8 protein-coding genes are annotated in these 13172 nt (G+C 65.4%); 4 read left to right on the forward strand and 4 right to left on the reverse strand.

Annotation, left to right across the window (positions count from 1 at the left end; genetic code table 11):
- Positions 1-228: 228 nt before the first annotated feature.
- Positions 229-837: a hypothetical protein gene (locus E3T41_RS08110; RefSeq protein ID WP_134478047.1), complete on the reverse strand. Its 609-nt coding sequence runs from the start codon at positions 835-837 to the stop codon at positions 229-231.
- Between the two features lie 85 nt (positions 838-922).
- On the reverse strand, positions 923-2017 hold the full coding sequence (locus E3T41_RS08115; protein WP_092450727.1) for a YbdK family carboxylate-amine ligase: 1095 nt from the start codon (positions 2015-2017) through the stop codon (positions 923-925).
- Positions 2018-2192: 175 nt separating this feature from the next.
- Between E3T41_RS08115 and E3T41_RS08120 the strand changes: the two genes are divergently transcribed.
- Positions 2193-4466: a transglycosylase domain-containing protein gene (locus E3T41_RS08120; RefSeq protein WP_134478049.1), complete on the forward strand. Its 2274-nt coding sequence runs from the start codon at positions 2193-2195 to the stop codon at positions 4464-4466.
- A 15-nt stretch (positions 4467-4481) separates the two neighbouring features.
- Here the strand turns inward: E3T41_RS08120 and E3T41_RS08125 are convergent, their stop codons facing one another.
- Both E3T41_RS08125 and E3T41_RS08130 read right to left on the reverse strand, forming a co-directional pair.
- Positions 4482-7919, reverse strand: coding sequence for a DNA polymerase III subunit alpha (locus E3T41_RS08125; RefSeq protein ID WP_134478051.1), 3438 nt, complete (start codon positions 7917-7919; stop codon positions 4482-4484).
- A complete protein-coding gene (locus tag E3T41_RS08130; RefSeq protein WP_092450722.1) occupies positions 7916-8188 on the reverse strand; it encodes a hypothetical protein in 273 nt (90 codons plus the stop codon). The genes E3T41_RS08125 and E3T41_RS08130 overlap by 4 nt, the downstream gene beginning before the upstream one ends.
- Positions 8189-8422: 234 nt before the next feature.
- Here E3T41_RS08130 and E3T41_RS08135 point away from each other — a divergent pair, with 234 nt between their 5' ends.
- The 3 genes from E3T41_RS08135 (at position 8423) to E3T41_RS08145 (ending at position 13050) form a co-directional block, all read left to right on the forward strand.
- Positions 8423-9565: a sugar diacid recognition domain-containing protein gene (locus tag E3T41_RS08135; RefSeq protein ID WP_158251529.1), complete on the forward strand. Its 1143-nt coding sequence runs from the start codon at positions 8423-8425 to the stop codon at positions 9563-9565.
- 72 nt (positions 9566-9637) lie between these two features.
- Complete coding sequence (locus tag E3T41_RS08140; protein WP_134478053.1) at positions 9638-10810, forward strand: glycerate kinase; 1173 nt, start codon at positions 9638-9640, stop codon at positions 10808-10810.
- A gap of 200 nt (positions 10811-11010) precedes the next feature.
- Entirely contained in the window at positions 11011-13050 is a 2040-nt protein-coding gene (locus tag E3T41_RS08145) for a PhoX family phosphatase (RefSeq protein ID WP_241991090.1), read from the forward strand.
- Positions 13051-13172: the final 122 nt, after the last annotated feature.

Below are 13172 nucleotides of genomic sequence, written 5' to 3' on the forward strand. Positions count from 1 at the left end.
CGCACATGGCCGGTCGCACCTGGCTGCCCGCCGCGCCGCCGCCGGACCCAGTGGCCTTCCCCGTGCCGTCCGAAGTCGCAGACCCTTCGGCGAATACATCGACGCCGTGGCCATTGTTGAGTCCGCCCGAGACTAGCTCGCCCGGACAGTCTCCGATCAGACGGGACGCAAGTTCACACGCAGACGCACCTGGGACGATTGGTGGACAGAAAGTTAGCAGAGTGCCAATTATGAGTGCGAGCAGAAATTTCTGCCGGACCATACGTCCTCCTTGTTGAGGAGCAATAGCGAAGGGTTCGCCGCGCTCGAAGTAAAGCCCACTTGCAATGGCGTGCGGTTTGTGCGCCCGGCTGGAGTGACGTCAGCGCCTGTTTTGTCAATCAGTCGAACTTCCGAAATGTCTGAACAGAGGTAGAGCTCAATTGAAACTCCTCCACGCGGATCGACGGAATTGCGTATTAATGAAACATTGTCAAAAGTTGACGAACCACGGCTAATGAAGCCCGTCTTCGAGAATCCAACGAATGAGTCCAACAGGTCCGGTAGGTATTTGGGACTAGCCGCAGGCTTTATCCGATCGCCGCCAATTCCTCCATCGGCTGTGATTGAGTCTGAAAGCGCTTCGTACGCGGTATAGGCCGCCTCGGCGGCAGCGAGAGCTTCCTCGTCCGAGGCGAAGACCGGGGGTGTCGCGGTGGATTCGGCTGCCGCAGACGGCGTGGAGCTGTCGGTCGGGGCGGGAGTGGCCATGCATCCGCTCAGCAGACCGATGGAGACCAGCAGGACAGCGCTCGGCACGACGGCGTGCAGGGGACGGCGACGTAACGGGTTTCGCATGGGGTCACAGTAGACCGGATTGCTATAATCCCGTTTAAGTTCTCCACAGGCTAGTTTCAGGCCTCAAATAACGGTAGAGCTTTGGTCAGTCGTGCGCGGTCAGCGCGTGCTCGAGCAAAGCGGCGAGGGCCGACTGGCCTCCGGCGCGCATGGCGGCGCGCTGACGCTCCGCCCCGGTTCCCAGTCGCCGCGTGCGGGCCAGCAGAGTCTGGATGCGGTCGCGATTGCCGACCTCATCGATGGCGTCGCCGCAGTAGTGCAGCAGGGCATCCGTCACGGCGGTCGAACCCTCCAGGGTGCCAGACACGGGATTCAACAGGTTCGACTCCACGCCTTCGCGGGCAGCGTGCCAGAGCCCGGCATCGAGCAGTTCCGGCGCGATGTCGATGGGGGCGACATCCGTTTCGCTGTCGCGCAGGGCGGTCGTGACGAGCGCACGGGTCAGGGCGGCGAGCAGCAGGGTCGACGGCGCATCGAGCTGGGCGTCGCAGACGCGAATCTCCATTGTCGGATGTTCCAGGGGCAGCCGCGCATTCCACCAGATCGTGCGCAGGTCGTAGGTACCGCCGACGCCGACGAGCTGGCGAATCCGGCGGTCGTAATCGGCGGCATCCGTGAAGAGCGGCGGGCAGCCGATGGTGGACCAGCGGCGCATGTGCACGCTGCGCCAGCTCGAAAACCCGGTGTCCGCGCCGCGCCAGAACGGCGAATTCACCGCAAGCGCGAGCAGCGTGGGCAGCCAGACGCGCACCCGATTGAGTGCCTGTACACCGGCCTCGCGGTTCGGAATGCCGACGTGCACGTGCAGCCCGTTGATGAGGTGATCGGGCACGAGCCCCCGAAATTCGCTCTCGACCGTGTGGTACCGCTCGACATCGGTCACTTCCGGCCAGCCCTCGGTCTGGAACGGCGCTCCGACGCCGGCGGCCAGGACCCCACGGCTGAGGGCGGCCCGCGCCAGCCGCGACCGAAATGCCAGCAGATCAGCGGATGCCTCTTCGAAGCGTTCAAAGACCGGCGTCGACCGCTCGATCTGCGAGGCCAAAAACTCGTGGCTGACGAACCGGGAAATCGGAGCGCGGCCGAGAAGTTCCGCGTGCACCGCGTCGCCCACGTTTGCTGGCTGAAGCGTCGCCGGTTTGAGAAAGATGAATTCCTCTTCAATGCCGAACGTTCGCATGCATCACCTCCAGCACCTTTACCGGATAGTACCGGCAAACCGGAATCAAGCCGATACATTTTCGTAACGGACTGTCCACCATCTGATCACCCGCATTTGACTAGCATGTCCTTGACTCGCGAACCAATGCGCAGGCGTTGGCTCTCGCACTGGATGGCATCAGCTGGGAGTAAACGTGGTGCAGGTCACTCAGGTTCCAAGCAATTCAGCTCTGTCCCGTCGGCGCACACTGCACGGCGCGCTCGGTGGCCTGTTCGGTTGCGTGGCCATGAGCGTCGCGGCCGGTGTGCTCGTCACCGCATCGGTGACCCCGGTGGTTGCGCTCTCGGGCCTGGCCGCGACGAACACGATCTCGGTGTTCGAGAACCTGCCCGAGTACGTGAATATCGAGCCGCTGTCCCAGAAGAGCGACATCCTGGCGACGCGCAGCGACGGAACCGTCGAACTCCTCGCCTCCTTCTATGACCAAAATCGCATCGAGGTGAGTTGGGATGCGATCAGCCAATTCGCCAAGGACGCTGCGGTGTCGGGGGAGGATCCCCGGTTCTATGAGCACGGCGGGGTCGACCTGCAGGGCACGTTGCGGGCCACAGCGACGACGGTGGCCGGCGGAGACACGCAGGGCGGGTCATCCATCACGCAGCAATACGTGAAGAACGTGCTGGTGCAGAAGTGTGAGCTTCTCACCGACCAGCGCGCGCACGACGCCTGCTACACCGCAGCGACCGAGACCACCCCCGACCGCAAACTCAAGGAGATGCGGCTGGCCATCGGGGTGGAGAAGAAGTACAGCAAGCACGACATTCTGCGCCAGTATTTCAACATCACCGGATTCGGCGGCACCGTTTATGGAATCGAGGCCGCCGCCAACTACTATTTCAACACGACGGCTGCCTTACTCACCCTGCCGCAGGCGGCCAGCCTGGTGGCAATCGTGAACAACCCGGTCAAGTTTCAGCTCGACCAGCCCGCGAGCGAGACCAACGGTGCTGCCAACGGGTATGCCGCGAACAAACAACGTCGCGACTACATCTTGCGTGAAATGCTGCGCTACAAGAAGCTCAGTTGGGCCGATTTCGACGCCGCGATCGCCGCGCCGGTCGAACCGATCATCACCGAACCAAGTACCGGCTGCCAGACCGCAGTGGGCAATGCCTTCTTCTGCGATTATGTGACCAAGATTCTTCAGACCGACCCCACCTTCGGCGCCGATGCGGCCGCGCGCATGCTCAACTTTCGCCGGGGCGGCTACGACGTCTACACGACCCTAGACCTCGACGTGCAGAACGCGGCCGTGACCACCATGAACCAACAGGTTCCTAAGGTCTATGCCGGTGGCGATGTCGGCGCGATCATCACGAGCGTGCAGGTCGGCACTGGCCGGGTGCTCGCCATGACGCAGAACAAGGACTACAGCCAGGACCCAGCCGTGCAGGCGACCGGGGCCAACTATACCGGCATCAACTACGCCACCGACTATGCCGAGGGCGGCTCGAGTGGGTTCCAACCCGGATCGACCTACAAGGTGTTCACCCTGGCCGAGTGGCTCAAGGAAGGCCACTCCCTCAACGAACGGGTCGATTCCCGGCGCAAATCCAACTGGGGCACCTTCCAGGACAGCTGCTTCGGCCCGCAGAATTACGACAAGGAGAAACCACCCTGGAACCCGCGCAATGATGCCAACGAATCCGGCGCCAACTACAGTGCGCTGCAGGCCACCGTCGGCTCGATCAACACCGGCTTCATCGGAATGGCCAAGCGGCTCGACCTCTGCGGCATTCGCCAGACGGCTGAAGCATTCGGGGTGCACCGAGCCGACGGCAACCCGTTGTCGCAGTCCGCGGCATCCGTTATCGGAACCAACGAAATCGCACCCCTCACGATGGCCATCGCCTTCGCCGGCATCGCGAACAAGGGGGTGACCTGCTCGCCGATCGCCATCGACCGCATCGTCGGACCCGATGGAGTGGAGGTTCCGGTTCCGCCGTCGGTGTGCTCCCAATCGGTCGATGCCACGGTCGCCGCCGGCATGGCCTATGCCATGCGCCGGGTGATGCTCGGCGGCACCGGGCAGCAATCGAACTACAACACGAATCCGAATGTGCCCATGATCGGTAAGACCGGGACAACGGATGGCGCGAAAGACACCTGGATGAGCGGCGCGAGTACCAAGGTGGCGACCGTGGTCGCGGTGGTCAGCCTCACTGGGACGCTCAGTCAGCGGCGGCAATTCTTCGGCCGGGACCAGATCGCCACGGCACGCCACCGCATGTGGCCGGTCGTTATGTCGGCAGCGAACGCCAAGTACGGCGGTGACGCCTTCGAAGAACTGGCTCCCAAGTACATTCCACCGCCGAAGGTTGTGGCGCCACCGGTCGCCGCGCCGCCCGTTGAGCCTGCACCGCCGGTCGCGCCGCCGCCCGGGGCTCCTGCCCCGCCTGGCCAATAACGCCGCCAGGAGACGTTACGCGCTCTGCGCGGCCTTGATGTGGTGCAGGGTGCCGCCGCCGCGGCTACCGCCTGAATGTACGCCGTGCCCAGCCTGCGCGGCCAGTTCGGCGGCATACGCGGCCGCACTCGCCGCTTCCTCGGCGGCGGCGCGCTCAACGGCGTGCCGCTCCTTCACCTGCCTGGCCACGTCGAACAGATTCCAGATGTTCTCCCCGGTCACCGACACTCCGCGGGCGCCGGAGCGCCGGGTTCGACCGCGTACGAGCATGTAATTGGTCTGGAACACCTGCCCGCCGACCCGTTCCTGCGCGTCGTGAAAAAACACGACGTTGGCGACCGGTCCGGTGCCGTCGTCGAGGCTGATGAACACCACTCGGCGGCCGCCGCGCATCGGCGGCGTGTTGGTGGCCCGCCGCACTCCGGCGAGCAGCACCTCGGTGCCGCCGGGCAGGTTGCCGAGTTCGCTCGCCGGGGTCACCCCCAACTCGCGAAACAGCTCGTGAAAGCGTTTCATCTGGTGCGACCCGACGGCCAGGTTCAGATCGAGCAGTTCCAGATCGGTTTGGGTGCGGCCGTGCAGCTCCAGCGAGGTGATGGCGCCCGCACGGTCACCGGAATAGCGCGGCACCGGCAGCTCCACCTCGAACGCGAGCTGGTCGGCGCGAATGACCACGGCGGTGCCGCGCAGCGACTGAATGTGCGCGAGCAGCTCGTGTCGCCGGGTGCGATCGTAGCCGATGAACGTGTCGAGGGCGCCCACCCGGGCGAGCGCCTCGAAGGTGCGCCGCCGGGGATGCACCCGGTCGCGAAAGTCCTGCAGCGATCCGAACGGCTGGTGCTGCGCAATGCGTGCCCGCTCCGCCTCCGTGCTGCCGACAAGTTCGGGCAGCGCCAAACGGATGCCCTGGCTCCCGTCGGCGAGATCTTCTACCCGGTAGTCCAGCGCGCTCGACTGCACGTCGAGGGGGAGTACCGGCACCCCGAGCACCCTGGCCTCGGCGACGATGAGGTCCTTGGGCCACATGCCGGGGTCGTGGGTGAGCAGCCCGGCGAGAAAAGCCGCCGGGTGGTGGGTTTTCAGCCAGGCGGACTGGTAGGTGGGCAGGGCGAACGCGGCCCCGTGGGCCTTGGCGAAGCCGAAGCTGCCGAACCCCGCCAATACCGTCCAGATCTGGTCGATGACCTTCGTACTGAACCCGCGGGCGAGCGCTTTTTCGCGCAGGTACTCCTCAATTTGCGGTAGCTGCTCGGGCTTGCCCAGGTGCCGGCGAAAGACATCCGCTTTGCCGAGGCCGCAGCCGGTGAGTTCGTCGAACAGTCGCATGACCTGTTCGTGAAAGATCACGACGCCGTTCGTTTCGCGCAGAATCGGTTCGAAGCGGGGGTGGATGTAGTCGGGTATGACCTCGCCGTGCCGGGCCTGCAGATATTTGAGCGGCATGTTGTTCTTCATCGGGCCGGGGCGAAACAGCGAAATCTCCACGGTGAGGTCGTTGAACACCTCGGGTTGCAGCTTGCCGACGAGTTCCATCTGGCCGGGGGACTCGATCTGAAAGATGCCCAGGGTGCGGGTGGAGCGAATGAGCTCGAAGGTTTTCGCATCGTCGAGCGGCACCCGGTCGAGGTCGATGCTTTCGCCGGTGAGTCGGTGGTGCTCTTCGACGGCGTGCGCCATTGCCGACTGCATGCGCACGCCGAGAATGTCGAGTTTGATCAGGCCCATCGGGTCCATGTCGTGCTTGTCGTACTGCGACATGGGCAGGCCCATGCCGCTCGCCTGCACCGGGGTGCGGTCGAGCAGGCTCGCGTCGGAGAGGATCACGCCGCAGGGGTGCACCGAAATGTGCCGGGGGAGTCGGTCGAGTTTCGCGGTGAGGTCGACCAGCAGATCGAGTTGTTGCGATTCGCGCACCTCGGTGGCGAGGGCCTCGAGCTCGGGCTTCTCTTCGAGGGCGCGGCGAAAGTCGCGGGCGTTGAACCGCCACATCTGCTTGGCGATCACGTTGATCTGCGCGTCGGGCAGGCCGAGGGCGAGGCCGGCGTCGCGCACGGCGCCGCGGCCGCGGTAGGCGTTGGTCATCGACATGAGCGAGACCCGGTCGCTGCCGAAAGCGCGAAAGACCTCGCGGTAGATGTCGTGTCGCCGGGCCGACTCGACGTCGATGTCGATGTCGGGCAGCGTTTGGCGTTCGGGGGAGAGAAACCGCTCCCAGAGCAGCCCGTTTTCGATCGGTTCGACCGAGGAGGTGCGCAGCGCATAGTTGAGCACAGAGCCGACCCCGGAGCCGCGCGCCTGAATGCGGATGCCCATGCCGCGAATAATGTCGGCCACCCGGGACACGGTAAGAAAGTAGCTGGCAAAGCCTAAGTGCTCGACCGTTTTCATCTCGTGGGCGAGTTGGGCGTGGGCGGCCTCGACCGCGCGCGAGCCGCTCGCCGAGTACAGGTCGGCGATGCCGCTGCGAGCCCGACGCCAGAGTTCGGTGACCGGGTCGCCGGTGACGCCGATGATGCGCGCCTCCGGCATGCGCGGGCGCCCGAGGCCGATGTCGAGGGCTGGATCGAGGCTGCAGCGGTCAGCGAGCTGTTCGGTATCGCGCAGCAGCCGTTCGAGGGCGCCCGTGTCATGCAGGCCGGCGTCAACAACCATACGGGCCACCTGGCGCATTGCTCCGGCCGGTTTGAGCCAGGCCTGGCCGTTGGTCTGCGGGGTTTCGAGTTCGGCGAGCGGCAGCAGATAGCGCGCGGCGTCGGCGAGGTCGGCGGTGACCGCTTCTTCGGGGGTGCCGTACCGCACGGCATTGCTGAGCACCGCCGGTAGCCCGGCGTTCTCGGCGAGGGCAAGCATGCGGGTGGCCGGGGTCACGCTGCCGACCGTGCCGCTTTCGGCGAGGTGACAGACGACCTCGAGCACGACGGCCTGGGCGGGCAGGGCACGCTGCCAGTGGGCGAGCCGCGCCGCGGCATCCGTATTGTCACGCCGTGCGATCGCGAGACCGACGTCGGAGTCTGGGCCGAGTAGCACGGTGAGCGAAGCGAGGCCGGCCAGGTCGGCCAGCCGGGCGCGCGAGATGCTCGGCCCGGCGCTGCCGGTTGTGATCGCAGAGCGGTGACCGGCATCGGCGGCGTGAGCGGCACTGACCGCGCGGCAGAGTGCGGCGTACCCGCGACCGTTGGTGTCGCCGTGGGCGAGCACGACCACCCGGCCGAGCGAGCGGTACTCGTCGTCGTGCACGGCGAGTTCGGCGCCGAGCCCGGGGCGGATGCCCGCGGCAACGCAGGCGCGCACGTGTTTGACGGCGCCGTAGAGCCCGTCACGGTCGGTGACGGCGAGAAACGTTGCCCCCTGTGCGGCCGCCTGCTCGGCCAGAACTTCGGGAAGTGTCACCCCATAGTGGGTCGAGTAGGCGCTCGCGACGTGCAGGTGTGGGAAGTTCAGTGCGCTGTTCATCCCCAGTCCAATGCTAAAGTCCAGGATCCGTCCGTGCCGCGGCGCAGGTCGTATCGGTGCTGCTCTTCGCCGCCACGGCTGGCGTCGAGCCGCCACAGCTCGGTGTCGATGCGGGTGGGTGTTCCCTCGTTCTCCCACCAGCGGGTGCGCTTGAACACCGCCTGTGGTTGCCCGATGACGGTGTGCTCGAATCGATTCCAAATGAACGCGCGCGGGTCGCCATCGGCGGACAGCTCAACGTCAACCGGTGTATCAATGATCTGGGGCAAGGTGGCCTCCCTGTTCGGGTGCTGGTATTCGGGTGCATACGCACCGGCTGGTCACAAAAAAGCTGATGAGCCAGCCAGCGCTATAAAAGTGCTGTATTAAATTCGAACAAATATTGGAAAAAACCGATTCATATAGAATGCATCTTCTATATGAAAAGTGTAGGTCAACCCACCGACACGCGCCACAAGAGATTGCGCGAGACCCATCCGCCGACCTCGATCTACGATGGTCAGGTGACTGACATCGTTCCGAGCGACGCCGTGCTGCCTGATACTGTGCAGATCAACCGGGCGCTCGCGCAGCGCCTGGTCGAGCAGGTCGCGCCGAGCCTCGTGCACAACGTCAACATCATGGATGCCGCAGGGCTGATCATCGGGTCGATGGACGCGTCACGTATCGGCACCCTGCACGACGGGGCGCGAAACGCCGCCGGACGCGGCGAGACGGTGCAGATTGCTCCCGGTGATGAGCACCAGGGCACCCGGCCGGGAGTGAATATTCCACTGATCCTCGATGGACGCGTCGCCGCGGTGGTCGGGGTCACCGGAACCCCCGCCGAAGTGTTGCCGGTGGCGCAGGTGCTCGTGCTCACTGTTCAGATGCTAATCATGCAGGAACGGCTGCGGGACAACGCGTCGTGGCGGGAATCGGCGACCCGGGACATCCTCTCGAGCCTGTCGTTGCGCAAGCTCACTGAAGGGCGCCTGATCGCGGCACTGCAGGGTATTGATGCTCCATTGCAGCCGCCGTGGAATCTGACCGGCATTCTGCATCTTGGAACCAGTCGTTCGGTGTTGTTGCTGCGTCAGCTGCGCGATGTATCCGGAGTCGTGGCCGCCGATATTCACGGTGCTGTCTGGGTGTTGAGCGGATCGTCGACCGCTCTCGGTCTCGCGCTGCTCCAGCAACGGTTGCAACAGCCCAGCTCCAAGTCCTTGCGATTTCTGACCGGGCGGGTTGGCGCGACGATGATGCAACTCACCGATGATGCCGAGCGCCTGAGCGCGCTGCTCGCCCGGCCCGGTCTCATCGGCACCGCAGTCGGAGAGCTGCGCTCCGAAATTCCGCTCGATTCCCTCGGCCTCGAACTGGCCATCGCCGTCTTGCCAGACGAACTGCTGGGCGACGTGGCCGGGTCGGTGCTCGACCCGCTCGGCGAGGTTCTGCGCGAAACAGCGCGCGTGTTTCTGCGCGAAGAATTGTCGATCGCGCACACCGCGGCAGCGCTCGGCGTGCACCGCAATACCGTGGTGCAGCGACTCGATCGCATCGAATTGCTCACCGGTCTGAATATTCGTCGGTTCAGTTGTGCCGTTTCGATGCGAGTCGCGCTGGCGGCAGATTCGGCCCAATATGTGCACAATGCACAGGTTTAACGACGTAAGTTGCCGGTAAATGTGGGTTCGTTCCACCTGAATATGTGCGTAATTCTGTTCTAGCCTGCATTAATGAATGGTCGCACGGCGCTGAAGCCGCTCACACTGGTCATCGCACCCGATTCGTTCAAGGGGAGTCTGAGTGCGGCCGATGCGGCAGATGCCATGGCGGCCGGGACACGGGGCGCTTGCCTCGCCCTCGGCCTGCCGGAGGCCCGGATCACGCTGTGCCCGATGGCCGATGGCGGCGAGGGAACGCTCGATGCCATCGCAGCGGTCTGGGGAGTCACGCCCCGCACCATGCTGACCGTCGATGCGCTCGGTCGCAGCCGCCGGGCTCGGTACGCGACCTCGGCCGACGGCCGCATCGGTCTGATCGAGGCGGCCGAGTCCAATGGCCTGCCGCTGGTAGCGGATGCCGTGCCCAAGCCCCAGCGCGCCGACACCTTCGGGGTCGGTTTGCTCGCCCGCGAACTGCTCGATCAAAACGTTGCAGAGATTCTGGTTTGCGTCGGCGGCTCGGCCAGCACCGACGGTGGAACAGGTCTGTTGGCTGGCCTAGGCGCGCGGTTTCTTGACGCTGCCGGCACCCCCGTCGCTCCCGGCGGCGCCGGGCTGGCCCGGATTGCCTTGATCGACCTGAGCGAGCTGCACCCACGCGCCCGCACCGTGCGCTGGCGCCTCGCCGTCGACGTGAACAATCCACTCTGTGGCCCCACCGGTGCCGCTGCCGTTTTCGGTCCGCAAAAAGGTGCACAGCCCCGCGATATCGCTGAGCTCGACGCCGGCCTGGCCCACCTCGCCGCGATCGTGCTCGATATGACCGGCGAGGACATGACCGACCGGCCCGGAGCGGGGGCGGCCGGCGGCATGCCGGCCACTCTCGTTCCACTGCTTCGGGCCGAGTTGGTTCCCGGCTCCACCCTGGTAGCGGATGCCGTCGGCCTGCCCCACAAAATGGCCAACGCCGACCTCGTACTCACCGGTGAAGGCAGCTTCGACTCCCAGTCCCTCGGCGGCAAGGTGGCCGTGGCTGTCGCTCGTCTCGCACCGGCAGGATGCCCGGTCGTCGTCATCGCCGGGCGGGTGGCGCTGTCTGCGGCCGACACCGCGGCATCCGGTGTTGCTGCCGCGTTCTCGATCGCCGGTGGGCCGGCAACGCTCGACGACCTGCAGCAGAATGCGGCCGCACGGGTACGCGAAACCACGGCACACGCCGTCGCACTCTTCCTGCACTCTCGCTAGCGGCCCCGAGCGTTCATGGTCCGTTCATCAACGGGCCACAAGGCTGTCGTGAATCGGAGAGGGGACAGCGAGAGAGTGGTTCTATCCCCAGTTCGGGGACCAAAACGACCACGAGGAGCGCCCGCATGCTGAGCAACGAATCCACCGGCCCCCGCCGGCACGCCCCAGCTCGTGACCGGCCATTGCTTCCGCTCCTTCCCATGCAGGGGCACACCCTCGGCAAACGCAGCGCCGTCACCTGCCACCTCAAGTGCGCGGATGCCTGCTTTCACCCGGTACCCAATGAGAGCTCGAACGACTACTTTCGCGACATCGTGGGGGCCGCGATGAGCCGTCGTTCCCTGCTCGTGGGGGCTGGCGTCGGCGCCGCCGCCATCCTGCTCGGTTCCGGCGAACCCGCTCCCGCCATGGCCGTGCCGGGCGGCCCGGCCGGCGCTGCTGGCCGCGGCCTCGCGTTCGCCCCCATCGCTCCAGTTCCGGCTGCCGTTGACTCTTTCGTGGTTCCGACGGGCTATTCCTGGAACCCGATCATCCGCTGGGGCGACCCGCTCTTCGCCGCCACCGATCGTTTCGACCCCGAACACCAGAGCGCCGCATTGCAGGCCCGCCAGTTCGGCTACAACAATGACTACCTCGACATCATCGAGAGCAAGGGACCAAAGGGACGCTCCGGCCTCCTCGTCACCAACCATGAGTACACCAACGAGGGCATCATGTTTTCGCCAGCGCTCACTGCGGTCGAAGCGGATGAGCAGCGTCGCGTGGCCATGATGGCCCACGGCATGTCCGTGGTCGCCCTCGAACGGAAGCACGCCGGCCAACCCTGGACCTACCGCGTGGGTGACCCCCTCAACCGCCGCATCACCGCGAGCACACCGTTCACCGTCACCGGCCCGGCCGCCGGAAGCGCCCTGCTGAAGACCTCGGCGGACCCGACGGGCCGAACCGTGCTCGGCACCCTCGGCAACTGCGCCGGCGGCACCACACCCTGGGGCACGGTGCTGTCCGGTGAAGAAAACTTCAACGGATACTTCCGCACGAACGGCACCAGCACAGCTGATGCCCGCTACGGCCTGGCAAATCGCCCCACCGGTCGACTCTGGGAGCAGATCGACGACCGCTTCGACGCCACCGTCGCCGGCAACGAGAACGAGCCCAACCGATTCGGTTGGATCGTGGAGATCGATCCGGAGGCACCGAACGAGCCCCCGGTCAAGCACACTGCGCTCGGCCGGTTCAAGCACGAGGGGGCCAATGTCATCGTTGGAAAGACCGGCCACGTCGCCGCCTACATGGGCGACGACGAGCGCTTCGACTATCTCTACAAGTTTGTCTCCTTCGATCGCTTCGACAAGAAGAAGGGCCCGAAGGCACGCACCCACAACAAGTCCCTGCTCACCCGGGGATCCCTCTACGTGGCTCGCTTCACTGGAAACTCGCCAGAGCGCGAGATCACCGGCACCGGCCAGCTACCCGCCGACGGCCTCTTCGACGGCACCGGTCAGTGGGTGGCGCTCGTCATCGACGGCGTCTGCCAGGTTCCTGGCTTCAGCACTGACGATGCCCTCGTGAACACCCGTCTGGTAGCGGATGCCGTCGGCGCCACCAAAATGGACCGTTGCGAAGACGTCGAGCCGAGCCCGGTGACCGGCAAGATCTATGTCGCCTGCACCAACAACACCGATCGCGGCGCGCTCGGTCAGGAAGGCGCCACCGAGCCCAACCCCCGGGTGGCCAACCGCGACGGCCACATCGTAGAGATCACCGAAACGGGCTCTGACGCGACCTCGGTGACCTTTGACTGGAACCTGCTGCTGGTTTGCGGAGACCCCGCGACGAACACGAGCACCTACTTCGCCGGTTTTCCAAGCGAGAAGGTGTCGCCCATTTCCTGCCCCGACAACGTGGCTTTCGACGTCCAGGGCAACCTGTGGATCTCCACCGACGGCGCGCCGAACACAATCGGATACTGCGACGGACTGTTCAAAGTGCCGCTCACCGGCCCCGAGCGTGGCCGGGTGCAGCAGTTCCTCTCAGTGCCGCGCGAGGCCGAAACCTGCGGTCCGGTCATCCGCTCTGAGCAATCGATGGTCTACGTCGCCGTGCAGCACCCGGGGGAAAGAGGCAGCTGGGCGGCCCAGTCGAGCCGATTCCCCGACTATGTTCCGCTCGGCGCACCCGTGCCGGCCGGTGCCTGGACCGGTCCACGGCCATCCGTTGTGCAGGTCTGGAAGGTCTGAGACGCTCACCGGTCTGGTCGTGCCGTAGTCCTGAAAGGGGGGCGCGAACTGGCAATTTGCTGATTGTAATTTCAGTTGAGCGGTGATGGAGTGGAGGAGCTGCCGTCGCACGCAGCGTTCAG

The sequence above is a fragment of the Cryobacterium sp. Hh38 genome, from assembly GCF_004403235.1.
Classification (GTDB): domain Bacteria; phylum Actinomycetota; class Actinomycetes; order Actinomycetales; family Microbacteriaceae; genus Cryobacterium; species Cryobacterium levicorallinum.